Origin of the sequence: Kitasatospora sp. NPDC089913 (assembly GCF_044748625.1) — a bacterium.
GTDB lineage: Bacteria > Actinomycetota > Actinomycetes > Streptomycetales > Streptomycetaceae > Kitasatospora.
Genome location: NZ_JBIVGI010000024.1, coordinates 4,457 through 27,343, shown reverse-complemented (window position 1 = coordinate 27,343; position 22,887 = coordinate 4,457). Strand labels below are relative to the sequence as shown.

At 74.7% G+C, this 22,887-nt stretch carries 21 protein-coding genes; 15 read left to right on the top strand and 6 right to left on the bottom strand.

All coding sequences use genetic code 11. The annotated features are described in order from the left end of the window. Nucleotides 1-537 precede the first annotated feature (537 nt). The gene (locus tag ACIPYS_RS29585; RefSeq protein WP_093864761.1) at nt 538-1,197 is read right to left on the bottom strand and encodes a response regulator transcription factor; all 660 of its coding nucleotides are present in this window, start codon (nt 1,195-1,197) and stop codon (nt 538-540) included. Next, the gene (locus ACIPYS_RS29580; protein ID WP_400751732.1) at nt 1,194-2,843 is read right to left on the bottom strand and encodes a sensor histidine kinase; all 1,650 of its coding nucleotides are present in this window, start codon (nt 2,841-2,843) and stop codon (nt 1,194-1,196) included. The genes ACIPYS_RS29585 and ACIPYS_RS29580 overlap by 4 nt, the downstream gene beginning before the upstream one ends. 164 nt (nt 2,844-3,007) lie before the next feature. Here ACIPYS_RS29580 and ACIPYS_RS29575 point away from each other — a divergent pair, with 164 nt between their 5' ends. From ACIPYS_RS29575 to ACIPYS_RS29555, 5 genes are all read left to right on the top strand, one after another. After that, nucleotides 3,008-3,970, top strand: a complete 963-nt coding sequence (locus ACIPYS_RS29575) for a translation initiation factor IF-2 (protein ID WP_400751729.1) — start codon at nt 3,008-3,010, stop codon at nt 3,968-3,970. A 147-nt stretch (nt 3,971-4,117) separates the two neighbouring features. After that, nucleotides 4,118-4,420, top strand: coding sequence for a GNAT family N-acetyltransferase (locus tag ACIPYS_RS29570; protein ID WP_400751726.1), 303 nt, complete (start codon nt 4,118-4,120; stop codon nt 4,418-4,420). Next, nucleotides 4,420-4,902 carry a (4Fe-4S)-binding protein gene (locus tag ACIPYS_RS29565; RefSeq protein ID WP_400751723.1) on the top strand — a complete coding sequence of 161 codons (483 nt, stop codon included), beginning with the start codon at nt 4,420-4,422 and terminating at the stop codon, nt 4,900-4,902. Before ACIPYS_RS29570 ends, ACIPYS_RS29565 begins: the two co-directional genes overlap by 1 nt. 206 nt (nt 4,903-5,108) lie before the next feature. Further along, entirely contained in the window at nt 5,109-6,131 is a 1,023-nt protein-coding gene (locus ACIPYS_RS29560) for an aldo/keto reductase (protein ID WP_400751721.1), read from the top strand. 190 nt (nt 6,132-6,321) lie between these two features. After that, entirely contained in the window at nt 6,322-6,912 is a 591-nt protein-coding gene (locus tag ACIPYS_RS29555) for a TetR family transcriptional regulator (protein ID WP_093859668.1), read from the top strand. A 171-nt stretch (nt 6,913-7,083) separates the two neighbouring features. Here the strand turns inward: ACIPYS_RS29555 and ACIPYS_RS29550 are convergent, their stop codons facing one another. After that, on the bottom strand, nt 7,084-7,350 hold the full coding sequence (locus ACIPYS_RS29550) for a GlsB/YeaQ/YmgE family stress response membrane protein (protein ID WP_045938076.1): 267 nt from the start codon (nt 7,348-7,350) through the stop codon (nt 7,084-7,086). Nucleotides 7,351-7,566: 216 nt separating this feature from the next. On the opposite strand from ACIPYS_RS29550, the gene ACIPYS_RS29545 reads away from it, so the two are divergent. Then, the gene (locus tag ACIPYS_RS29545) at nt 7,567-8,808 is read left to right on the top strand and encodes a glycosyltransferase (RefSeq protein WP_093859669.1); all 1,242 of its coding nucleotides are present in this window, start codon (nt 7,567-7,569) and stop codon (nt 8,806-8,808) included. Nucleotides 8,809-8,893: 85 nt separating this feature from the next. Beyond that, nucleotides 8,894-9,808: a class A beta-lactamase gene (gene bla / locus ACIPYS_RS29540; protein WP_400751716.1), complete on the top strand. Its 915-nt coding sequence runs from the start codon at nt 8,894-8,896 to the stop codon at nt 9,806-9,808. 266 nt (nt 9,809-10,074) lie between these two features. Here the strand turns inward: bla and ACIPYS_RS29535 are convergent, their stop codons facing one another. From ACIPYS_RS29535 to ACIPYS_RS29525, 3 genes are all read right to left on the bottom strand, one after another. Continuing rightward, nucleotides 10,075-11,094: a TIGR03842 family LLM class F420-dependent oxidoreductase gene (locus ACIPYS_RS29535; RefSeq protein ID WP_400751713.1), complete on the bottom strand. Its 1,020-nt coding sequence runs from the start codon at nt 11,092-11,094 to the stop codon at nt 10,075-10,077. A 98-nt stretch (nt 11,095-11,192) separates the two neighbouring features. Continuing rightward, entirely contained in the window at nt 11,193-12,656 is a 1,464-nt protein-coding gene (gene hydA / locus ACIPYS_RS29530; protein ID WP_093859672.1) for a dihydropyrimidinase, read from the bottom strand. Between the two features lie 22 nt (nt 12,657-12,678). Next, nucleotides 12,679-13,521 (bottom strand): nitrilase-related carbon-nitrogen hydrolase, encoded by an 843-nt coding sequence (locus ACIPYS_RS29525; RefSeq protein WP_093859673.1) that lies wholly within the window; start codon nt 13,519-13,521, stop codon nt 12,679-12,681. 539 nt (nt 13,522-14,060) lie between these two features. On the opposite strand from ACIPYS_RS29525, the gene ACIPYS_RS29520 reads away from it, so the two are divergent. From ACIPYS_RS29520 to ACIPYS_RS29485, 8 genes are all read left to right on the top strand, one after another. Further along, the gene (locus ACIPYS_RS29520; protein ID WP_400751708.1) at nt 14,061-17,399 is read left to right on the top strand and encodes a hypothetical protein; all 3,339 of its coding nucleotides are present in this window, start codon (nt 14,061-14,063) and stop codon (nt 17,397-17,399) included. A 47-nt stretch (nt 17,400-17,446) separates the two neighbouring features. After that, complete coding sequence (locus ACIPYS_RS29515; RefSeq protein WP_106981192.1) at nt 17,447-17,524, top strand: putative leader peptide; 78 nt, start codon at nt 17,447-17,449, stop codon at nt 17,522-17,524. A 243-nt stretch (nt 17,525-17,767) separates the two neighbouring features. Further along, the gene (locus ACIPYS_RS29510; RefSeq protein WP_400751705.1) at nt 17,768-18,373 is read left to right on the top strand and encodes a cysteine dioxygenase; all 606 of its coding nucleotides are present in this window, start codon (nt 17,768-17,770) and stop codon (nt 18,371-18,373) included. Further along, nucleotides 18,367-18,753, top strand: a complete 387-nt coding sequence (locus tag ACIPYS_RS29505) for a rhodanese-like domain-containing protein (protein WP_093859676.1) — start codon at nt 18,367-18,369, stop codon at nt 18,751-18,753. Before ACIPYS_RS29510 ends, ACIPYS_RS29505 begins: the two co-directional genes overlap by 7 nt. A gap of 252 nt (nt 18,754-19,005) precedes the next feature. Then, nucleotides 19,006-20,208: an ABC transporter ATP-binding protein gene (locus ACIPYS_RS29500; RefSeq protein ID WP_400751702.1), complete on the top strand. Its 1,203-nt coding sequence runs from the start codon at nt 19,006-19,008 to the stop codon at nt 20,206-20,208. After that, complete coding sequence (locus ACIPYS_RS29495) at nt 20,198-20,866, top strand: ABC transporter permease (RefSeq protein WP_093859678.1); 669 nt, start codon at nt 20,198-20,200, stop codon at nt 20,864-20,866. Before ACIPYS_RS29500 ends, ACIPYS_RS29495 begins: the two co-directional genes overlap by 11 nt. Then, entirely contained in the window at nt 20,863-21,555 is a 693-nt protein-coding gene (locus ACIPYS_RS29490) for an ABC transporter permease (protein WP_197698742.1), read from the top strand. The genes ACIPYS_RS29495 and ACIPYS_RS29490 overlap by 4 nt, the downstream gene beginning before the upstream one ends. A 193-nt stretch (nt 21,556-21,748) precedes the next feature. Continuing rightward, nucleotides 21,749-22,741: an ABC transporter substrate-binding protein gene (locus ACIPYS_RS29485; RefSeq protein WP_400751698.1), complete on the top strand. Its 993-nt coding sequence runs from the start codon at nt 21,749-21,751 to the stop codon at nt 22,739-22,741. Nucleotides 22,742-22,887: the final 146 nt, after the last annotated feature.

Genomic DNA, 22,887 nt, shown 5'->3' with positions numbered 1-22,887 from the left:
CGGCGGGACACCAAGAGGGTCCGTCCGTTCCAAGTGCGCTGGAACGGCTGGGCGGCGTGTGTGGCATGTGCGTCCTCCTCGCTCGATCCGGTGGCCCCGATCGTCCCGGAGCCTCCGTGGACGGCGGCTTCCCTTGCGGCGGGCGCAGAACGACGCACCACCACAGGGAAGCCGAGATGTGAGCCTAGAAGAACCGTTCGGTTTCCTGCGAGGTGGCCCTGCTCCCAGCGTGCCGGGGTCGGGATCCGCCCCGTCGCCCGGCCGCTGAACGGCGGTCGGCGCACGACATGCGAACCCGGCTCGGCGCGCGGGCGCGGTCGCCGGATCGCGCCCACCTCCACCATGGACCCGGGGCCGGGGTTCGGCAGCACAGGACGCCAAGGCGCGCCTTTTCCAAGCCAGATGGGTGACGGCGGATCGCCGTCGACTACCGCGCGGCGCTGATCCGGGGGCGGTGGATCCGGGGCAAATCACCGTGTTCCCAGGCGATGGTGGAGAAGTGCGGACGGATCGTCGCACGAGGGGAGGGCGGTCGGGTCAGCCGCCGTCGTCCACCACGCCGGCGTCCCGGGCGAGCAGCGCCGCCTGGACGCGGTTGCCGACCCCCAGCCCGGTGAGGATCCGGCTGACATGTGCCTTGACCGTGCTCTCGCGCATCCCGAGGGCTGCCGCGATCTCGGCGTTGGAACGACCGGCGGCGAGTTCGCGCAGCACGTCGCCCTCGCGCGGCGTGAGCCCCTCCAAACGGCCCCGGGCCGCGACCGCGCGTGGCTCCCCGGTGCGGTGGTAACGGTCGATGAGGCGGCGGGCGGCGGCCGGGTGGAGCATGCCCTGCCCACCGGCGACCACGTGGACGGCACGGGCGATCTCGGCGGGCGGGGTGTCCTTGAGCAGGAAGCCGTCGGCCCCTGCCGCCAGGGCCCGGTAGACGTACTCGTCGAGGTCGAAGGTGGTGAGCGCGATCACGCGGGGGGCGTCCGGCAGTGCGCGGAGCCGCCGGGTTGCGGCGATGCCGTCGAGTCCGGGCATCCGGATGTCCATCAGGGCGACGTCGATGCGGTGGCGGGCGGCGAGTTCGACGGCCTCCAGTCCGTCGGCGGCCTCGGCGACCACGGTCAGCTCAGGGTCCTGGGCGAGCAGGTCGACGAGTCCGAGCCGGACCAGCGCGTCGTCGTCGACCACCATGGTGCGGATCACGTCGCCTCGTTCGGTGGGTTCGGGCCGGTCCGCGGGGCGATGGCCGCCGGGGCGGAACACCCGCCGGACGGTGGGACGGGCGGTGGGAGGGGCTGTGGGACGGGCGGTGGGGTGGGTGCGGCGGGTGTGGTCTGTGCCGTGGGTGCGACGCCCGGGTTCCGGCCGGGGTGCGGGTCGCTCGCCCGGCGGGCTGTCCGGGCGGGCGACCGTGCGGTCGGGCCGGGCGGCGGCCGGACCTGAAGCCGGGCCGGCGCTGGGAGGCGGGCCGCGAGCCGGAACCCGCCCCGGCCGTCCGGTCCCGCGTCGAAGTGTCCACCGAGAGCGCCGAGCCGCTCACCGAGCCCGACCAGGCCGTAGCCACCCCCGGTACAGGCACCGGAGGGAGCAGGGTCGCCCGGGCCGTTGCACACTTCGACGGTGGTCGCGGGCGTGCCGTACCGGACGCGGACGGTGACCGGGGCGGTGTGCGCGTACTTGCGCGCGTTGGTCAACGCCTCCTGGACGACCCGGTGCACAGCCAGCCGGTGGGTGGTCGGGATGTCCTCCGGGTCACCGGCGAGGGCCAGTTCGACGCGCTGGCCCGAGCCGGTGGCCTCGGCGACGAGTTCGGCGAGGTCGCGCAGAGCGGGCGCGGCGACGGGCTCCGGGACGGACGCGGCGACGGACGGGCGGGAGTCGAGGGGTGGACGGGGAGCGAGGGGTGGACGGGGAACAACGGGCTCGGGAAGCGGCGCGGCGCCCACGCCGGGGGGCGCTGGGCCCGGCTCCGCGTGCGGCACCGTACTCGCACCCGTGCTCGCACTCCCCTGCCCGGGGACGGTTCGGTCGCTGTCGGGCGCCCCGGCGTCACCGGTAGGTCCGGCGGAACCGGCCGGCGAGGCCGTCCCCACGAGTCCGGGCGGATCGGCCCGGAGCGCGCCGAGGACGTCGCGCAGGTCGTCGAGCGAGCGGGCGGCGGTGGCCCGGAGCAGTTCGAGGCGGTGGGCGAGGAGCGCCGGGTCGTCCGCCACCGTGCCGGCCCGGGCCCGGTCGCGCAGCACGCCGGCGTGCAGGACGAGGAGGCTGAGCCGGTGGGCGAGGACGTCGTGCATCTCGTGGGCGATCCGGGCGCGTTCCGCGGAGCGGGCCTGTTCGGCTCGGAGTTCGCGCTCCCGGCCGAGTGCCTCCACCTTGGCGTTCAGGGTCCGGATCAGTACGCGGCGGCCGTGCAGCCACATCCCGAAGGAGAGGACGGCCGCCTCGACCAGGAGTTGGGAACCGGTGGTGCCGACCCGGTCGGCGAGGGAGGCGGCGCGGACCGCACCGAGCCCGGCGAGCACGACCGCGGCCGCGAGTGCCGGGCCGGAGCGGCCCGTCGAGGCCAGGTGGTAGAGGCTGAACAGACCGGGGAAGGCGCGGTTCAGCAGTCCGCTGAAGAGAACGGGGAGGACGGCGGCGGCGACCGGGTGGCGGCGGGCCGTCAGCAGGGACAGCGGGGCGAGGACGGCCCCGGCCATGCGCAGGGGGCGCCAGGGGAGGTCGTGGACGCGCCACTGGGCGAGGGTCTCCTCGACGGCGAGCACGAGGACGGTCAGCAGGAGCAGCGTCTCGGTCGGACGATGCCGGCCTGGGGTGTACCAACCAAGGTGGTACTTAGGGTTGTTCACGGGATCTGGCCTCCTTCCGTCCTTCGTCCGGGGCCCCGATGCTACGACGAACCGACAGTGCGTCACCCCTGTCGATCGGCCATCGGCACCCTCGACTTTCGTCGGGGGTGCGGAGCATCTTTCGACAGTTCCACACAGGTCGGACGTTCTCTAGCGTCACTGCCATGACGACATATCAGCCCGACCGCGGGCCCGCCTCCTCCGCCGACACCACCGGGATCGCTCGCCCGGCGCCCGCTCGCGCCGGGCGGCGGGGACCGGACGGCGGTGACGGGTGGCTCTTCCTGTCCGAGGCACTGCGCACGTTCCGGCTGACGGGCGCGGTGGCGCCGAGCGGGGCGGCGCTGGTGAACGCGCTGACGGTCCCGGCGACGAGCCGTCCGGACCGGCCGCTGTCGGTGCTGGAGGTGGGCGCCGGGACAGGTGCGGTGACGCGGCGGCTGGTCCGGGCGCTGCGGGCGGGCGACCGGTTGCACGTGGTGGAGCCCAATCCGAGGTTCGCCGAACGGCTCCGGGCGGACGAGGAGCTGGCGTGCCGCGGGAGCGAGCTGGACCTGCGACTGTCGACGTGCCGGGTGCAGGACCTCCCGGGGTGCGGCCCGCCCGCCACCGGGGGCGGAGGCCACGACGACGGCCGGTCGGGAGCGACCGCGCCCGCGCCCGCGCCCGCGACCGAACGGTACGACGTGATCGTGTCGGGGCTGCCGTTCACCAACTTCGAGCCTGCGGAGGTGCGGCGGATACTCGATCTCTATCTGCGGCTGCTGCTGCCGGGCGGCGAGCTGACGTACTTCGGCTACCTGGGAACGTCGGCGGCACGGCTGCTGACGTCCGGCCCCCGGCGGAGTGCGCGGCACCGGGCGGTGGTGCGGCTGCTGCGCCGGTTCGAGGAGGAGTACGGACTGGGGAGCCGAGTGGTGTGGCGGAACGTCCCGCCGGCGCGGGCCCACCTGTTACGCGCACCGGGCGGGAGCCGGTCGGCGGCGGACCCGGGGCCCGCGAGCGCGACAGCGGGTCGTCCGAGTGCGAGCCGACCGGGCGCGGACCAACCAGGTGTGGGCCGACCGGGTGCGTCCGCCACGAGCGCCGAGTGCCCGGCGGGCGGTGTCGCGGTGTCCGCTCGATGATGGACCGGCGCCCCCGGCCCGGCCGGCGGGCCGGGCAGTGGATCGAGCCATGCGTCGAGCGGCACGAATGCGCAGCGCGACGAGAAGGCATCGAGCAGCAGGCTGGACATTGGGTTGAGCAGCGCATCAAGCAGCGAGGAGTCCGCCATGACAGTCACGGTCCGTGACGCCGATGGCGCCGGCCGGTTCGAGGCGTGGTCGGACGGCACCCTGGCCGGGTTCGCCGAGTACCTGCGCAGCGACGGGCTGGTGGTGTACCCGCACACGGTGGTCGAGCCCGTGTACGAGGGGCAGGGCGTCGGCGGGGCGCTGGCACGGGCGGCCCTGGACGACGCGCGGGCGCGGGGACTTGCGGTCCTGGCGACGTGCCCGTTCATCAAGGGGTGGATGCTCCGGCATCCCGAGTACGTCGACCTGGCCTACGAGAACCGCAGCCGGGTGAGCGACTGATGGCCGCCGCCGGGGGCGCAGACGCCGAGGGCACGGGCGGCAGCGGGGGCGGAAGGGCGGCGGGTGGGCACGGCGGCGCCCGGACGTACCGGGGGGACGGGATCACGGTGTCCTTCGACGCCCGGGTGTGCCGTCATGCCGCCGAGTGCGTGCGCGGGCTGCCGACGGTGTTCGACACGGCGCGGCGGCCGTGGATCATGCCGGACGCGGCCGAGCCGGGAGTGATCGCCGAGGTGGTGCGCCGCTGCCCGACGGGGGCGCTGGCCTACCGGCTGGCGGGCGGCGGGACGGAGGCCCCGGACCGGCCGACCACGGTGCGGCGGACGGCCGACGGGCGACTGCTGGTCCGGGGGGAGCTGCGGGTGACGGACGCGTCGGGGGAGGTCCGGGAGACGTCGCGGGCGATGCTGTGCGGCTGCGGTCGGACCACGGAGCCGCCTTACTGCGACCGGAGCGGGGAGTGCGGCGGGCAGGGCGACTGATCCCCTCCAGCGGTGCGCAGCAACCGAGGCCCGATCGGCCCCGACCCCTCCACCTCCACCTGACCTGCCCCTCCACCTCCCCACACCCGCCAGGCCGCCGGACCGCCGGGCCGCCGACCCCGGATCACCACGATCGACAAATGACACATGACAGATTTCAGATGACAGATTTTGAAATCTGTCAGTAGCTGTGTCATCGTTGAGCCATGTCCACCACCCAGAACCCCCGCCCCCTCGCCCCGCGCACGCTCGGCACCACCGGACCGACGGTCTCCCCCCTCGGCCTCGGCTGCATGGGCATGTCAGACCTCTACGGCCCCGCCGACGAGGCCGAGAGCATCGCGACCGTCCACGCCGCCCTCGACGCCGGCATCACCCTGCTCGACACCGGCGACTTCTACGGCATGGGTCACAACGAGCTGCTGATCCACGAGGCGCTGCGCGGCCGCGACCGCGAGAACGTCCGGATCAGCGTGAAGTTCGGCGCCCAGCGCAGCCCGGACGGCCAGTGGCTCGGCTACGACGCCCGCCCTGCGGCGGTCAAGACCGCCCTCGCCTACACCCTGCGCCGCCTGCGCACCGACCACGTCGACATCTACCGCCCGGCCCGGCTGGACCCGGCCGTGCCGGTCGAGGAGACCGTCGGCGCGATCGCCGAGCTGGTCCAGGCCGGCTACGTCCGCCACATCGGCCTCTCCGAGGTCAGTGCCGACACCCTGCGCCGTGCCGCCGCCGTCCACCCGATCAGTGACCTCCAGATCGAGTACTCGCTCATCTCCCGCTCCGTCGAGGCCGGGATCCTGCCCGCCGCGCGCGAGCTCGGCATCGGCGTGACCGCCTACGGGGTGCTCTCGCGCGGCCTGCTCAGCGGCCACTGGCAGAACGACCGGGAACTGGCCGGCACCGACTTCCGCGGCCACAGCCCCCGCTTCCAGGGCGACAACCTCACCCACAACCTCCGGCTCGTCGACGCCCTGCGCGCGGTCGCCGCCGAACGCAACGCCACCGTCGCGCAGATCGCGATCGCCTGGGTCGCCTCGCGCGGCGAGGACGTCGTCCCGCTGGTCGGCGCCCGCCGCCGCGACCGTCTCACCGAGGCCCTCGGAGCCCTGGACGTGACCCTCACCGAGGCCGACCTCGCGGCGATCGAGGCAGCGGTCCCCGCCGGGTCCGCGGCCGGTGACAGGTACGCTGCCGCCCAGATGGCCCATCTCGACAGCGAGCACTGAGGCGCGGTCCCGGCCGCGTCGGCAGCCCGCTCCGGGCAGGGCCGTCAGCACCCGTAGCAACCGCCGGCCGACCGACCGGCGGCCCCGCCCCGACCGACCGGCCACCGATCGCCCCGCCCGGCCACCGGCCGACCGTCCGCCCGCCGCACCCCGGCGGGCGGACGCCTCACCCGTAAGGACGTACCGCCCCGTGAGCACGGACAGCGCACTCACCGCCGAGCAGATCCTGAGCGCGACGGAGGACGTCCTCAGGCGGTTCGGGCCGGCGAAGGCCACCGTCGTCGACGTCGCCCGTACGCTCGGTGTCAGCCACGGCAGCGTCTACCGGTTCTTCCCGAGCAAGGCGGCGCTGCGCGAGGCCGTCACCGAGCGCTGGCTCGCCCAGGCCCATGACGAGCTGAGCCTCATCGCCACCGGCACCGGGCCGGCCGCCGAGCGCCTGCACCGCTGGCTGGCCACGCTCTTCGCCGCCAAGCGGCGGAAGGCCTTCGACGACCCGCAACTGTTCGCGACCTACATGACGCTGGTCGGCGAGAACAGCCACACCGTCGAGAGCCACATCGGGACACTGATCGCCCAGATCGCCCGGATGGTCCGGGACGGCGCGGAGAGCGCGGAGTTCAACGCCGCCGACATCGACTCGACCGCCCGAGCCGTGTTCGAGGCGACCGCTCACTTCCACGACCCCGCCCATGCGGCGAGCTGGTCCGACCCGGCCGCCGACGCGCGGTTCGAGGCGCTCTGGCGGCTCGTCCTCGGCGGCCTGGCCACCAGGGGCTGAGCCTCCGTCCCGCCCCACCCCACCTGCCCCGGACACGACGGACCGGCCGCGCCTCCCCCGCGCGGCCGGTCCGTCGTGCTGTCCCGTCGTGCTGTTCCGACGCTCTGCCCCGTCGTGCTGCTCCGACGTGCTGCCCCGTCGTGCTGTTCCGCCCCCGTTCCCCGCCCCGCGTCAGTCGCGGGAGTTGCCGAAGACCAGCCGGTAGAGGATCAGCAGCACCAGGGCACCGCCGATCGCCGACGCCCAGGTCGCCAGGTCGAAGAACTGCGCCGTCACCGGCCGGTCCAGGAACTTCGCGGAGATCCATCCGCCGACGAAGGAGCCCGCGACCCCGATCAGGGTGGTCACCACCAGACCCCCCGGGTCCCGCCCCGGCAGCAACAGCTTGGCCAGAGCCCCGGCCACCAGGCCCAGCACGATCCATGCGACGAAGCTCATGCGTCCTCCCACCCTTCGGTCCGTACGGCGGCCCCGTGCACGCCGTACTGCCTGCAGGGACGCCGCTCCACCGCCGGACGGTTCCGGGCCCGGCGGGTCCGCACGCGAAGGTCCGGCGCCCACGGTCCACCGCCGGCACGGCGCCCCCGCCGCCCGCGGTCCACCGCTGGCGTGGCGTCCTTTCTCGGGACCCGACTGCCCCGGAATACTGCGGCCATGCGCATCCTGATCGCCACCGCCGGCTCACGGGGCGACATCGCCCCTTTCATCGGACTCGGCGTGCGCCTCGAGGCGGCCGGCCATCAGGTGGCCCTCGCCACCCACACCACTTTCACCGACACCGTGCGCGCCGGCGGACTGGAGTTCCGCCCGCTGCCCGTCGACCCGCGCGCCGAACTCGCCTCCGATTCGGGCCAGCGCCTCCTGCGAGCCGGATCCGGACCGCTCGGCCTCCTCCGACTGGTGCGCCTCGCCCGCTCGTTCATGCCCGCCCTCGGCGCGGGCATCGCCGCCGCGGCGGAACCCGGCGCCGACCTCCTCCTCACCACCAGCACGACCGCCGACCTGGGCCAGGCCGTCGCCGAGGCCGCCGGCATCCCCAACATCGCCCTCCACCTCCAACCCCTCTCCCCCACACGCGAGTTCGCCCCGGCCGTCACCGGCACCCGCAGCCTCGGCGGACCGGGCAACCTGCTCGCCGGCCACGCCGTCCAGACCGCCGTCGACCGGCTCTTCGCCCCCGCGGTCCACGGCCTGCGCCGCCAACTCGGCCTCCCTCCCCGCTCGGTGGCCCACGGCCGACGCAACCGCACCGTGCTGCACGGCTTCTCGCCACGCGTTGTTCCCCGCCCCACCGACTGGCACCCGTCGCTCGGCGTCACCGGCTACTGGTGGCCCCGGACCGACCCCGACTGGCAACCCCCGCCCCGCCTGGTGGACTTCCTCGCCGCCGGACCGCCGCCCGTGTTCGTCGGCTTCGGCAGCCTCGTCGTCCCCGACCCCGAACGGCTCACCGCCACCGTCCTCGCCGCCGTCCGCGCCGCCCGCGTCCGCGCCGTCGTCCAGTCCGGCTGGAGCGGCCTCGCCGCACCCGACGACAACGACGACGTCCTCACCATCGGCGACACCCCGCACGACTGGCTGTTCCCCCGCATGGCCGCCACCGTCCACCACGCCGGGGCCGGCACCACCGCCGCCACCCTTCGCGCCGGAACTCCCACCGTCCCCGTCCCCGCCCAGCTCGACGCCCCCTTCTGGTCCGCCCGCCTCACCCGCCTCGGCACCTCCCCCGGCCCGATCCCCCTCCGCCACCTCACCGCTCCGCGCCTCGCCACCGCCATCCGCCAGACCCTCGACAACCCCCACCACCGCACCCACGCCCGCACCCTCGCCACCGCCCTGGCCACCGAGGACGGGCCGGCCGCAGTCCTCGCCGCCGTCGATCGCCTGTCCTCCTGACTCGAACGCGCATTCAGCGATACGGTCGGCGAAGGCTTCTCGTACACGAAGAGCCCTCGCAGGCACAGCGGCAGAAGGAGACGGCATGGGGTACCGCCCGGATCGACGACAGGTGCTCGGCGGAGTCGCGGCGGCTGTGACAGTCACCGCCCTCTCCGGCGGAGGGCGGGCGTTCGCCGGAGGAACACGCCTGCACGGAGATGAAGTCACCGATCGGCTGCGCGCGCTCGAGCAGTCGCATGCCGCACGGCTGGGCGTCTTCGCCCACAACCTCGCCACGGGGCGGACCGTGGCCCACCGCGCGGACGAACTCTTCCCCATGTGCTCCACGTTCAAGACGATCGCCGTGGCCGCCGTACTGAGGGACCTCGACCGCGACGGCACCTTCCTCGCCGAACGACGGCACTGGACCACGACGGACGTCACGGAATCCGGCTACGCACCGATCACCGGTCTGCCCGAGAACCTCGAAGGCGGTCTGACGATCGAGGAACTGTGCGCGGCGGCGATCCGGTACAGCGACAACGCCGCCGCCAACCTCCTCCTCCGCGAACTCGGCGGCCCCGAGGCCGTCACCCGCTTCTGCCGCTCCGTCGGCGACCGGGTCACCCGCCTCGACCGCTGGGAACCCGCGCTGAACTCCGCCGAACCGGATCGGATCACCGACACCTCCAGCCCCCGCGCCCTCACCCGCACCTACGCCCGCCTCACCCTCGGCAGCGCTCTCACCCCGGCCCACCGGCGGCGTCTGACCACCTGGCTCCTGACCAACACCACCGGCACCGACCGCCTGCGCGCGGGCCTGCCGAGCACCTGGACCACCGCCGAGAAGACCGGAACCGGCAACTACGGCACCACCAACGACGCCGGCGTCACCCGGCCCCCGACCGGAGGCCCGATCGTGCTGACGGTCCTGTCGACCCAGCACATCGCCGCCGCCCCGGCCGACGAGCCACTGGTCGCCGAAGCAGCCCGGCTGGTCGCCGGCACTCTGGCCTGAGATCCACCCGCCCTCGCCCGAACTCCGGCAACGAAGAGGACGCGCGCCCCGGTGGACCACGAGGGGCTGACGCCGGTCCACCGCCCGGCGGACCGCTCGGTGCCGTCGCCCCGGGGCGGGCTGCCGGCGGACGGAGCCGCGAGCGGCTGGAGCAAGGCCGCCGGACGCCCCCGGTTCGGGAGCCGTTGAGCCGGCGGAGGGTCGGAGGAGTCCCGTTCCCGGTCCGGCCCCGGTCCGGTCCGGGTCCGGCCCCGCTCCGGGAACGGTCAGGCGCCCAGCGCGGGGATGATGTCCGTGCCGTAGGCGTCGATGGTGGATTCGACGGCGTCGTGCATGGCGTAGACGGCGAACTGGTCGACGCCCAGGGCGCGGAGCTGTTCGAGGCGGGCGAGGTGGGTCCCGACCGGGCCGATGACGCAGAAGCGGTCGACGATCGCGTCCGGGACGAAGGCGGTGTCGGGGTTTCCGGCGCGGCCGTGGTGGCTGTAGTCGTAGCCCTGCCGCTCCTTGATGTAGGCGGTGAGTTCCTCCGGGACGAGGCCGGAGTGCTCGCCGTAGTGCCGGACGAGTTCGGCGACGTGGTTGCCGACCATGCCGCCGAACCAGCGGCACTGTTCGCGGGCGTGGGCGAGTGCGGCCGGGGAGTCGTCGGCGGTCACGTAGGCGGGCGCGGCGACGCAGACGGTGAGCGCGTCGGGGTCGCGGCCTGCCTCGGCGGCGGACCGCCGGACGGCCTTGACCATGTACTCGGTGAGGAACGGGTCGGCGAGTTGGAGGATGAAGCCGTCCGCCTGCCGGCCCGTCAGGTCGAGGGCCTTGGGGCCGTAGGCGCCCATCCAGATCGGCAGGCGCGCGCCCTCGCCGACCCAGGGCAGGTGCATCTCGGTGCCGTCGACCTCGGCGGTCCGCCCCTCGGCCAGTTCCTTGACCGCGTGCATGGCCCGGGAGAGCCGGTCGAGGGTGGCGGGCTTGCGGCCGGCGACCCGCATCGCGGAGTCGCCGCGGCCGATGCCGCAGACGGTTCGGTTGCCGAACATGTCGTTGAGCGTGGCGAAGAGGGAGGCGGTGACCTCCCAGGTCCGGGTGGAGGGGTTGGTGACCATCGGGCCGACGGTGAGGGTGGAGGTCTCGGCGAGGATCCGGCTGTAGACGACGAAGGGTTCCTGCCACAGGACGCAGGAGTCGAAGGTCCAGCCGTGGCTGAAGCCGGCCCGCTCGGCGCGGATCATGCGGTCGATGAGCAGGCGGGCGGGCGGGTCGGTCTGCAGGACGAGGCCGATGTCCAAGGCGGGCTCCGGGAGTTGGTCGGGGTTCGGTCGGGAGGGACAACCGGTGGGAGGGGTGCACCGGCCGGCCGGGGAGGGGCGGCCGGCCGGACGGCGGCTCAGTCGAGGTACTGGCAGGTGTCCCGGCGCAGGAAGGCGCCGTGGCCGGCCCGGCCCAGCCAGGTGCCCCGGTCGAGCACCACGGTGCCCCGCGAGAGCACGGTGCGGGCGCGGCCGGTGAGGGTGCGCCCCTCGTACGCCGAGTAGTCGACGTTCATGTGGTGGGTCGCGGCGGAGACGGTCTGGACGGCGTTCGGGTCGTAGACGACGATGTCGGCGTCGGCCCCGGGGGCGAGGGTGCCCTTGCGCGGGTGCAGGCCGAACATCCGGGCCGGGGTGGTGCAGGCGATCTCGATCCAGCGGCGGCGGCTGATCCGCCCGTCGACCACGGCCTGGTGCAGGAGGTCCATCCGGTTCTCCACGCCGGGAAGGCCGTTGGGGATCTTCGAGAAGTCGCCGCGGCCGAGTTCCTTCTGGCCCGTGTAGCAGAACGGGCAGTGGTCGGTGGAGACCACCTGGAGGTCGTTGGTGCGCAGCCCGCGCCAGAGCGCCTCCTGGTGCTCGCGGGGCCGCAGCGGCGTGCTGCACACGTACTTGGCGCCCTCGAAGCCGTCCTCGCCCTCCTCGGCGAGGTTGTCGGTGGAGAGGAAGAGGTACTGCGGGCAGGTCTCGCCGAAGACGGGGAGTCCTTCGTCGCGGGCCCGGGCGAGTTCGGCGAGCGCGGAGGCGGCGGAGACGTGGACCACGTACAGGGGGCTGCCGGCGACCTGCGCGAGCTTGATCGCCCGGTGGGTGGCCTCGGCCTCCAGCAGTTCGCGGCGGACCTCGCCGTGAAAGCGGGGCGCGGTGCGGCCGGCGGCCAGGGCCTGGGCGACGAGGACGTCGATGGCGATGCCGTTCTCGGCGTGCATCATGGTCAACCCGCCGTTGGCGGCGCCGCGTTGCATGGCACGCAGGATGCGGCCGTCGTCGCTGTAGAAGACGCCCGGGTAGGCCATGAACAGCTTGAAGGAGGTGGACTCGCCGGAGTCGACGAGGGTGTCCATCTCCTTGAGGACGGCGTCGTTGACGTCGGAGACGATGGTGTGGAAGGCGTAGTCGATCGCGCAGTTGCCCTCGGCCTTGGCGTGCCAGGCGTCCAGGCCCTCGCGCAGGCTGCCGCCGACCGACTGGACGGCGAAGTCGACGATGGTGGTGGTGCCGCCCCAGGCGGCGGCGCGGGTGCCGGTCTCGAAGGTGTCGGAGGCCTGGGTGCCGCCGAACGGCAGCTCCATGTGGGTGTGGGCGTCGACGCCGCCGGGGACGACGTAGTGGCCGTCGGCGTCGATCACGGTGTCCGCGGTCCAGGAGAGGGCGGCCTCGCTGCCGGTGGCGGCGAGGGCGGCGATCCGTTCGCCCTCGATGAGGACGTCGGCGCGCAGTTCCTCGGTGGCGGTGACGACGAGGCCGCCGCGGACGGCGGTGCGCCCGGTCCGGGCGGTGGCCGTGCCGGTGGCGGGGGTGCTGCGGGGGGTGCTGGTCATGGTGTGCTCGTGCCCCTCTCCGTCAGGCCTCGGTCAGTGGTCCGTACGCCTCCGGGCGGCGGTCGCGGTAGAACGCCCACTGCTGGCGGACCTCCTCGATGAGGTCGAGGTCGAGGTCGCGAACGACCAGTTCCTCCTCCTTGTCGGAGGCCACCTCGCCGACGAACCGGCCGCGCGGGTCGACGAAGTAGGAGGTGCCGTAGAAGTCGTTGTCGCCGTACTCCTCGGTGCCGACGCGGTTGATGGCGGCCACGTAGTAGGCGTTGGCGACGGCGGCGGCCGGCTGTTCGAGCTGCCACAGGTAGGCGGAGAGGCTGCGGCTGGTTGCCGAGGGGTTGTAGACGATCTGCGCGCCGCCCAGGCCCAGGGCGCGCCAGCCCTCGGGGAAGTGCCGGTCGTAGCAGATGTACACGCCGACCTTGCCGACAGCGGTGTCGAACACCGGCCAGCCGAGGTTGCCGGGCTTGAAGTAGTACTTCTCCCAGAAGCCCTTGACCTGCGGGATGTGGTGCTTGCGGTACTTGCCGAGGTAGCTGCCGTCGGCGTCGATCACGGCGGCGGTGTTGTAGTAGACCCCGGGCTGGTCCTCCTCGTAGACGGGGACGACCAGCACCAGGCCGAGCTCGCGGGCGAGTTCGCGCATCCGCCGCACGGTGGGGCCGTCCGGGACGGACTCGGCCCAGCGGTAGTGCTCGGGTTCCTGCACCTGGCAGAAGTACGGGGCGTTGAAGACCTCCTGGAAGCCGAGGATCTTCGCGCCCTGGGCGGCCGCCTCGCGGGCGTGGCGCTCGTGGAGGGCGATCATGCTCTCCTGGTCGCCGGTCCAGCGGGTCTGGACGAGGGCGGCACGGACGATCTGCGACATGGGTACCTCCGCAACTCCGCGGCCCGTCCGGGGGCGGGCCCGCGGTCCGAGGGTCGGCGGGCGGTGCTGCCTGCGGTGGATGTCTACGTGCGTAGAAAGTAGGTGCGTCGACCGTAGGCCCGGCTCCGGTCGCCTGACAATACGTCCGACGCGACGCGGCCGGGGCGATCCTGCCGGGCGGACACGCGGGGTCTCGTAGGTGGGATGAAACGGTCATCTACCCCGGGAGCGCACTCCTTACTCATTCGGGTGAATCCATGATCGGAGCGGGGCGGGACGGGGCAGGAAGGTGGTGACGCCCCCACCGGTCGCGGGTCCGCAGGACCGGACGCGATCCGGACGGGACACGGACGGAGCACGGACGGGCCACGGACCGGACGAGACCGGGGCGTTCGCGGGGCGCGGGGTGCGTCCCCGGGGTCGGGTGGTGGTGCGGTGCTGGAGAGGGGTGGGTCGGTGTGACGGCCGAGGGCAGGGCGGCGGGCGGGGTGTCCGCAGGGGTGAGCGGGGCTTCCGGGAGCGGGGCTTCCGGGAAGTGGGTGTCCTCCGGGCGCGGGCTGCCCGCCCGGGGCGGGGTACTGCTCGGGCTCGCGGTGCCGGTGCCCGCCGTGCTCGGCTGGCTGCTGTACGCGCGGCGGACGGCCGCCGACCAGGGCGCCAGGGACGTCCGGCTGCAACTCGCCGGCTCCCGGTCCGCCGCCGAGGCCGTGATCGCCGGGCGGGCCCCGGAGTTCCGCGCCGCGCTGGACGCCGACCTCTGGCTGATCGGCGGCTACACGGTCACCCTTGCGGCGGCCGGGCTGCTCGGGGCCCATGTGTTCACCCGGGCGCACTGGCGGTCGGCGGCGCTGGCCGCGGGTCTGGCGGGCGTGCTGGCCGGCGCCTGCGACCTGGCCGAGGACGTCCTGCTGGACGCCGGACTGGGCGCGGCCGGTCCCGGACCGACGGGTGGGGACGCGCCGTTCGCCGCGGCGGCCGCGTTCGCCACGGTCAAATGGCTGCTGCTGCTCCCCTCGGGGGCGGTCGCGGCCGTGGTGTGCGGCGCCACCGTGCACCGGGCGGTGCGCGGGCTGCTGCCGCAGCCGGACGAGGACGGGCACGAGGACGGGCACGAGGACGGGGACGGGGCGGGTGACGGGGAGGCGCACGGACGGCGGGGGCGGGAGGCCGACGCCCGCGGCGCGCACGGACGGGGCGGTGCCGGGGCGGCCGCGGGGCCGGATCCGCCCACCGCCGCCGGGCCGCCGCTGATCCCGCCGTGGCCGGTGCTGACCGCGCGGGGCGGGCGCTGGCCGCCCGGGCCGCGGAGCCACGGGCCGCTCACCCGGCAGGCCCGCTGGCACAACGCCGCCAGGGTCCCGCCCGGCCGCGAGCACGCCCGGCTCGGGTTCTGCGTCTCCGGCGGCGGCATCCGCTCGGCCTGCGTCACCCTCGGCGCGCTCCAGGCGCTGCGCCCCTGGCTGAAGCGGGCCCGCTACCTGGTGGCGGTGTCCGGGGGCGGGTACACGGTCGGCGCGATGCAGTTGGCGCTGAGCGACTCCGCACCCGACAGCCCGGTCCGCGTGCGCTCCGGCCTGACCGCCGACACCGTGCTCGAACCCGGATCACCCGAGGAGGACCACCTCCGCCGCCACTCCAAGTACCTCGCGGACGGCGCGGGCGAGTGGCTGGTAGCGCTCGGCACCCTGCTGCGGGGCCTGGTCGCGGCGCTCGCGCTGCTGCTCGCCGCCGTCCTGGTGCTCGGCCTCGGCCTGAGCCGGTTCTACCACCTCGTGCCGCTCGCCGACCTGGACGCGCTCGGCACGGCGGGCGGCTCGCCGACCGTCCGGGTGCCCGTCCTGCTCACCCTCGCCGGGCTGCTCTCGGCCGCCGCCACCGGGTGGCTGCTGTGGCTGCTCGCGTTCTCCTGGCTCGGCTGGAACACGCCGCTGCCGCGCCTGCTGCGCCGGTTCTCGCACGGCGCGCTGGCGCTGGCCGTACTGCTCGCGCTGGGTGTGCTGGCCGTCCCCGGTCTGGCCTGGGGAGCGGTGGCGCTGCGGCGGGCGCTCGCGGTCGGCGCCCGGCAGGCCGGCGCCGGCCTCAGCGCCACCGTGCTGCTCAGCTATCTGGCGTTGCTGCTGGGCATCCTCTGGCACGGCCGCCACGCCATCGAGCAGGGCGCGGCGGTGCTCGGCGGTGTCCTGCGCGGAGCCCGTCGCCGTGGTCTCACCGTCCGGATCGCCGAGTACCTCGTGCTCTGGTCGGCCCTGACCGCGCTCACCGTCGGCGCACTGCTCGCCTTCGGCTGGGCGGTGGCCACCGGACACACCTGGCCGACCGCCGTGCAGGTGCTGCTGCCGCTGGTCCTGGGCACGGTCGGGCTCAACCTCGACCAGACGTGGATGGGCCTGCACCCCTTCTACCGGCACCGGCTCGCCTCGGCCTTCGCCGTCCGGCGGGCGGTCGAGGGCGGCGAGGCGGGCGGGGAGGCTCTCGCCGGGGCACCCGGGGAGGCACGCGGTGGGGCGGGCGGCGAGGCGGGCGGGGCGGAGGAGGCCGAGCGGGGCGGCGAGGTGCTGGCCCGGCCGTACCACTTCTTCCGCGAGCAGACCCGGCTCAGCCACTACGGCGCCCGTCGTCCGGACTTCCCCCAGGTGATCTTCGCGGCGGCGGCCAACCTGTCCGGCAGCGCGCGGACGCCGCCCGGCCGGCGGGCGGTGTCGTTCACCTTCTCCTCCGACTACGTGGGCGGCCCGGACGTCGGGTACGCGCGCACCGACCTGCTGGAGCGGCGCACCCGGCGGCACATCGCCCGGGACCTCACGGTGCAGTCCGCGATGGCCGTCTCCGGCGCCGCGTTCTCCTCCGCGATGGGCCGTCGGTCCCGGGCCTACCAGGGGCTGTTCGCGATCACCAATGCCAGGCTGGGCACCTGGCTGCCCAACCCGGCCGCCCTCGCCCCGCTCTGGGCCGCCGACCGGGACTGGCGGTACGCCCCGCAGCCCACCGTGCGCCGGCTGTCGTACCAGCTGCGGGAGGCGTTCGGGCGGTACCCGATGGACGCGCGGTTCCTGCTCACCACCGACGGCGGGCACTACGAGAACCTCGGCCTGGTCGAGTTGCTGCGGCACGGTGTGCGGACGGCGGTGTGCGTCGACGCGAGCGGCGACTCCGCCTTCGCGGGGTCGCTGGCGGCGGCGATCACCCTCGCCAGGGAGGAGCTGGGCATCGCCATCACCCTCCGGGAACCGGACCTGCTGGTCCCGGGCAGCGCCGGGGGCGGCGGGCGCGAGCACGGCGGGAGCGGCGAGCACGGCGGGAGCGGCGGGAGCGGGGGCGGGCGGGCACCGTTGCGCGGTCTGGCGGCGCGGCTGGCCGAGCGGCTGGCCGCCCGGGCGGTCGTGGTCGGCGACATCGTGTACCCGTGGCCGCTGGAGTTCGGGGGCTCCGACGGCGGCGGATCGACCCGGCACGGCACGCTGATCGTCGCGCAGGCCGTCCTGACCCCCGACATGCCGTACGAGCTGCACGCCTACGCGATGGGTGATCCGGGCTTCCCGTACGACGGCGCCGGCGACCAGTGGTTCGACCACCGGCAGTTCGACGCCTACCAGACCCTCGGCCGGTACCTGGGCGAGCAGGCGGGCCCGGTCGTCGAAGCGGCGCTGGCCGGGGCGGTGGCGGGAACGGCAGGGGGGACGGCAGCGGAACGGGGAACAGGGGCCAGCGGGGGCGGGGGCGGGGGCGGGGGCGGGGGCGGGGGCGCGGCAAAGGACGGCGGGGCCGAACGGCCGGGCCGGGGTCGGGACCGGAGCGGAACCGTCCCGGCCCCCGGAGCGCCGCCCGCGGCCGAACGGGCTCCGACCGGGTCCGACCAGGGGCGCGACGGGCAGCCGTGACCGCGCTCGCTTGACTCGCGCCCGTCCCGTCGGGAAGGATCCGGCGCATGGACACCGGCACCACTCTGGTCTGCCGCCTGCACGTCGACCTCCGACGCCAGGCGAGTTCCATCTGTGCCTGTTGACCCTGTTCCTTCCCGCCGGTTCCACCCTGTGACCTTCGCCAGGGCCCGCGCCGCGCACCCGCTCTCCTGACGCCACGCCGCCCGGCACGTCCGTGCCGCACCGCCGGTCCGACCGGTGCGGCACCGCACGGCGACGCAGCAGTCCGCCCCGTCCGCCCCCGCCGCTCCATGTCCCACGGCGGCGCGCGGGCAGCACGGCGAACCGCTCCACGACCACCGCCCGCCCGTTCCGAGGACACCCACATGAACCTGGACCTCGCACTCGACAAGCCCGCCGCCGTCACGATCCCGCCGGTTCCGACGCCGGCGCCCGCAGCAACTCCTGCACCCGCACCCGCACCCGCACCCACGACGGCTCCAGCTCCCACGCCCGCACCCTCCGGGGAGGGCGCCGCGCCGCTCACCCCGAACGCGCTGCGGGAGATCGTCCGCGAACTGGCCGAGCAGCCGGAGCAGTGGATCCACCACGTCCGCCTCTCCACCGAGGAACGCTGGTACCGGCGGCTTGCCGCCGACGAGCAGCACGAGGTCTGGCTGATCAGCTGGCTGCCCGGCCAGTCCACGGGCTTCCACGACCACGGCGGCTCCCGCGGGGCGTTCACCGTCGCGCTGGGCGAGCTGGAGGAGCTGTCGCTGGGCGGTCCCGAGCAGGGGCTGCTGATCCGGCGGATCGGCTCCGGCACCACCCGGGCCTTCGGCCCCGAGTACGTGCACGACGTCCGCAACACCGCGTCAGGCCCGGCCGTGACGCTGCACGCCTACTCCCCGCCGCTCAACTCCATGGCGCACTACGAACTGCGGGCCGGTGGCCTGGTCCGCACCTCCGAGGAAGGACCCGACCAGTGGTGACCACGATCGACGACCTGGTGGCCCGCGCGAGGGAAGGGGTGCACCGCCCCGGCCCGGACGAGGCGCTGCGGGCGCAGCGCGCCGGCGCGCTGCTGGTGGACATCCGCCCGGCGGCCCAGCGCGCGGCCGAGGGGGAGATCCCCGACACGCTGATCATCGAACGCAATGTGCTGGAGTGGCGGCTCGACCCGACGGGCAGTCACCGGATCCCGGAGGCCACCGGCTACGACCTGGAGGTGGTCGTGGTGTGCTCGGAGGGGTACGCGTCGAGTCTGGCCGCCGCCTCGTTGCGCGAGCTAGGTCTGCACCGGGCGACCGACCTGGACGGCGGCTTCGTCGCCTGGGCGGCGGCCGGACTGCCGACCCGTCAGGAAGGCTGAGGTTCCGCCTCGGGGCACGCGCCCCGCACTGCCCGCACGCGCGTCGGCCGCCCCTGGTGAATCCGACCACGCCCGGTAAATCAGGGACACCGGGTTCACCAGGTCATAGGCTGATCAGAGTTTCCGCCGGTCCGAAGGCGGGCAATCGCGCGACCGACAGGCACAGCACAGCGACAGGCCGACGGACCGGCACAGCGACAGAAACCACCATCGGCGCCGCCACCGGGAGCCGCCGAGACGAGGAAACCCCCCGTGATCAGATTCGACGGCGCGGGCAAGCGCCACCCCGACGGCACGGTCGCCGTCGAGGGCCTCGACCTCGACGTCCCCACCGGTCGGACGACCGTGCTGGTCGGCCCGTCCGGCTGCGGGAAGACCACCCTGCTGCGGATGGTCAACCGCATGGTCGAACCGACCTCGGGACGGGTCCTGCTGGACGGCACCGACGTGGCGGCACTGGACCCGGCCAAGCTGCGGCGCGGCATCGGCTACGTGATCCAGCAGGCCGGGCTGTTCCCGCACCGGCGGGTGATCGACAACATCGCGACCGTTCCCTATCTGCTCGGCTGGGACCGGAAGAAGGCCCGCGCCCGGGCGGCCGAACTGCTCGACCTGGTGGGGCTGGCCCCGGAGACCGCCAAGCGGTACCCGTTCCAGCTCTCCGGCGGCCAGCAGCAGCGCGTGGGTGTGGCGCGCGCGCTGGCCGCGGACCCGCCGGTGCTGCTGATGGACGAGCCGTTCAGCGCCGTCGACCCGGTGGTCCGCGCCGGGCTGCAGGAGGAGCTGCTCCGCCTCCAGTCCGAGCTGCACAAGACGGTGCTGTTCGTCACCCACGACATCGAGGAGGCGGTTCGGCTCGGCGACCAGGTGGTGGTGCTGCGCGAGCGCGGCCGGATCGCCCAGCTCGCCGATCCGCACACGCTGCTCACGGCGCCCGCGGACCTGGACGTCGCCGCCTTCCTCGGCCGTGACCGGGGTCTGCGCGGGCTCGGGCTGCGACCGGCCGCCTCGGTGGCCGTCCGGCCGATACCCGGCGGTCCGGGCGACCAGACCGCCGGACGGTCTCCGCACGGGGTCCGGTTCGGCGGCTGGGAACTGATGCTGGACGACGGGCGGCGGCCGATCGGCTGGATCGACCGGGACGCGGCGGGCGCGGCCCTGGAGCCGGCGCCCGGGTTCCGGCCGGACGCCGACACCCTGCGTGCCGCCCTGGACGCGGCGGTGCTGTCCCCCACCGGGATCGCCGTCGCCCTGGACCCCGACGGCCGCGCGATCGGCACGGCCGACCGCGAGGCGGTCCTGGCCGCGCTCGCGACCCGGCCGCCCGCGACGACGGCCGGGAGCGCCCGGGCCGGGACCGGCGGGCCGCAGGCCGAAACTGCCCAAGCCGAAACGGCCCGGGCGGAGACGGCCCAGGCCCAGGCCGAGACGGACGGAGTCGGCGGTGGACGATGAACCGCTCGTCCGCTGGTACTGGATCGGCGACCATCTCGGCTACCTCGGCGACCTGCTCGCCGACCACGCCGTCATCGCCCTCGTCCCGGTCCTGATCGGCCTGCTGCTGGCGGTCCCGCTCGGCCTGGCCTGCACCCGGTTCCCGCGCCTCTACCAGCCGCTCGCCGCCGTCTTCAACATCGTCTACGCCCTGCCCTCGCTGGCCGTCTTCGTGGTGCTCATCCCCTACACCGGGCTGGCCACCCAGGCCACCGTGATGATCCCGCTGACCTTCTACGCGGTCGCCGTGCTGCTGCCGACCACCGTGGACGGGCTGCGCGCCGTCCCCGACCCGGTGCGGCAGGCCGCGACCGCGATGGGGTACGGACCGTGGCACCGGCTGGCCGCCGTCGAACTGCCCGCCGCCGTCCCCTACCTGGTGGCCGGTCTGCGGGTGGCGGCCGTCTCCAGCATCTCGCTGGCCTCGGTCGGCGCGCTGGTCGGCCGGGGCGGCCTCGGCTATCTGTTCGTCGACGGCTTCCAGCGCACCTTCCCGACCCCGATCGTGGCCGGGATCGTCCTGATCGCGGTGCTCGCCCTGGCCGTGGACCTGCTGCTGGTCGGCGCCCGCCGGGTGCTCGCACCCTGGGCCGTCCGGGAGAAGGGAGCGGGGCAGTGAACTGGTTGACCTGGCTAGGGGACTTCTTCTCCGCCCCGGACCGCCGCAGCGGTTCGAACGCGATCGCCCACCGGATCGCCGAGCACCTGCTGCTCTCCGGTGAGGCCCTGCTCTGCGCCGCGCTGCTGGCCGTCCCGCTCGGGCTGCTGATCGGCTACACCGGGCGCGGCGTCACCGTGGTGACCGCGATGGCCGGCGCGGCCCGCGCACTGCCGACGCTCGGGCTGGTGACGCTGGCGGTCCTGCTCGCGGGGGTCGGCGACACCGCCGTCCTGGTGCCGTTGGTGGCGCTGGCGGCGCCGCCGCTGCTGGTCGCCGCCGTCGAGGGGGTCCGGGGCACCGACCCGGACGTGCGGGACGCGGCCCGCGGGGTCGGGCTGACGCATCCGCAGGTGCTGTGGCAGGTCTGCCTGCCGTCGGCGCTGCCGACCCTGCTGGCCGGCTTCCGGACCGCGACGGTGCAGGTCATCGCGACCGCGACGGTGGCCGCGTACGTCGGGCTCGGCGGCCTCGGCCGGTACGTCGTCGACGGGTTGGCCACCCGGGACTACGCGGCGACGGTCGGCGGCGCGCTGCTGGTCGTCCTGCTGGCGGTCGCGGCCCAGGCGTTCTTCGCCCTGCTGGCCCGGTACGCGCTCCCGCCCGGGCTGCGGGCGCAGCAGCGGGCCGCGGACCGCCGGTCGTCGTGACCGCGCGGGCCGGCGTCCCGGCCACCGGCTGCCGGGGCCCGGCTCCCGGCCCGCCCGTTCTTCGCCTTCCCTTTCCGCTGCTTCCGGCTCCGGTTCCGCCTGCGGCCCCGCTTCGGGTGTCGCCTGTGGTCCGGACCCGGGACACTCCGTTCGCCCTGCCCGAGTTGACCACCCCGAGAGGACATCTGTCACCATGTCGACATTCACTCCGCTGAGCGGCTCCGCGACCCCGAGGCCGACCGGAGCGGCGGCGGTGCGCCGGACCGCCTCCGTGGCGGCCCTGGCCGCGCTCGCCCTCGCCGCGACCGCCTGCTCCTCCTCCGGCGGCGACCCGCTGGGCGGCGGCGCGTCGACCTCGGCGGCCGCCGGGACCGGTACTTCCGCGGCCGCCGCCCCAGGGGGGACGGTCGTGGTCGGTTCCGCGAACTTCCCCGAGAACGTGCTGCTCGGCTCGATCTACGCCCAGGCGCTCCGGGCCAAGGGGGTCAAGGTCGAGGAGAAGTTCAACATCGGCAGCCGCGAGGTGCTCTACGGGCAGCTGCAGAGCGGCAGCCTCTCCGTCCTGCCCGAGTACAACGGCGCGCTGCTCGCCTACCTGGGCGGCAAGTCGGCCGACCCGACCGCGGCGGCGGTCAATGCCGAGCTGACGAAGACGCTGCCCGCCTCGCTGGGGATCCTGGAGTCCTCGCCCGCCGAGGACAAGGACACCCTGAGCGTCAGCCAGGAGAGCGCCGACAAGCTCGGGCTCAAGAGCATCGCGGACCTGGCCGCCAAGGCGGGCGAGTTCACCATCGGCGGCCCGCCGGAGTTCAAGTCGCGGCAGGAGCAGCCGCTGAAGGACGTCTACGGTCTGACCTTCAAGGAGTGGAAGTCGACCGGCGAGACCACGGCCAACGCCGTCAAGGACGGCTCGATCCAGGTCGGCAACGTCTTCTCCACCGATCCGAAGATCACCCAGCTGAAGCTCGTGCCGCTCAGCGACCCGAAGAACCTGTTCGGCGCCCAGAACGTCACGCCGCTGGTCAACAAGGCCAAGGTGGACGCGACGGCGACCGGTGCGCTCAACGCGGTGTCGGCCAAGCTGGACACGGCGGGGCTGCTGGCGCTGATGAAGAAGGTCGCGGTGGACAAGGAGGACCCGTCGGCGGTGGCCAAGGAGTGGCTGAAGAGCAGCGGACTGTCCTGACCTCCGGGTCGGAGGGAAGCCGCCGCGGGGGGGGGGCCGGGGGGGGGGCGGGGCCCCCCCCCCGGGGGGGGGCCGGCCCCCCCCCCCCCCCCCCCCCCCCCCCCCCCCCCCCCCCCCCCCCCCCGCGGGGCGCGGGGGGCGCGGGT

What these genes read in the sequence shown, in the direction of transcription:
- ACIPYS_RS29575 (WP_400751729.1), top strand. Translation starts at nt 3,008, where the DNA reads ATGACGACATATCAGCCCGACCGCGGGCCCGCCTCCTCCGCCGACACC.
- ACIPYS_RS29570 (WP_400751726.1), top strand. Translation starts at nt 4,118, where the DNA reads ATGACAGTCACGGTCCGTGACGCCGATGGCGCCGGCCGGTTCGAGGCG.
- ACIPYS_RS29565 (WP_400751723.1), top strand. Translation starts at nt 4,420, where the DNA reads ATGGCCGCCGCCGGGGGCGCAGACGCCGAGGGCACGGGCGGCAGCGGG.
- ACIPYS_RS29560 (WP_400751721.1), top strand. Translation starts at nt 5,109, where the DNA reads ATGTCCACCACCCAGAACCCCCGCCCCCTCGCCCCGCGCACGCTCGGC.
- ACIPYS_RS29550 (WP_045938076.1), bottom strand. Translation starts at nt 7,350, where the DNA reads ATGAGCTTCGTCGCATGGATCGTGCTGGGCCTGGTGGCCGGGGCTCTG.
- ACIPYS_RS29545 (WP_093859669.1), top strand. Translation starts at nt 7,567, where the DNA reads ATGCGCATCCTGATCGCCACCGCCGGCTCACGGGGCGACATCGCCCCT.
- bla (WP_400751716.1), top strand. Translation starts at nt 8,894, where the DNA reads ATGGGGTACCGCCCGGATCGACGACAGGTGCTCGGCGGAGTCGCGGCG.
- hydA (WP_093859672.1), bottom strand. Translation starts at nt 12,656, where the DNA reads ATGACCAGCACCCCCCGCAGCACCCCCGCCACCGGCACGGCCACCGCC.
- ACIPYS_RS29525 (WP_093859673.1), bottom strand. Translation starts at nt 13,521, where the DNA reads ATGTCGCAGATCGTCCGTGCCGCCCTCGTCCAGACCCGCTGGACCGGC.
- ACIPYS_RS29515 (WP_106981192.1), top strand. Translation starts at nt 17,447, where the DNA reads ATGGACACCGGCACCACTCTGGTCTGCCGCCTGCACGTCGACCTCCGA.
- ACIPYS_RS29510 (WP_400751705.1), top strand. Translation starts at nt 17,768, where the DNA reads ATGAACCTGGACCTCGCACTCGACAAGCCCGCCGCCGTCACGATCCCG.
- ACIPYS_RS29485 (WP_400751698.1), top strand. Translation starts at nt 21,749, where the DNA reads ATGTCGACATTCACTCCGCTGAGCGGCTCCGCGACCCCGAGGCCGACC.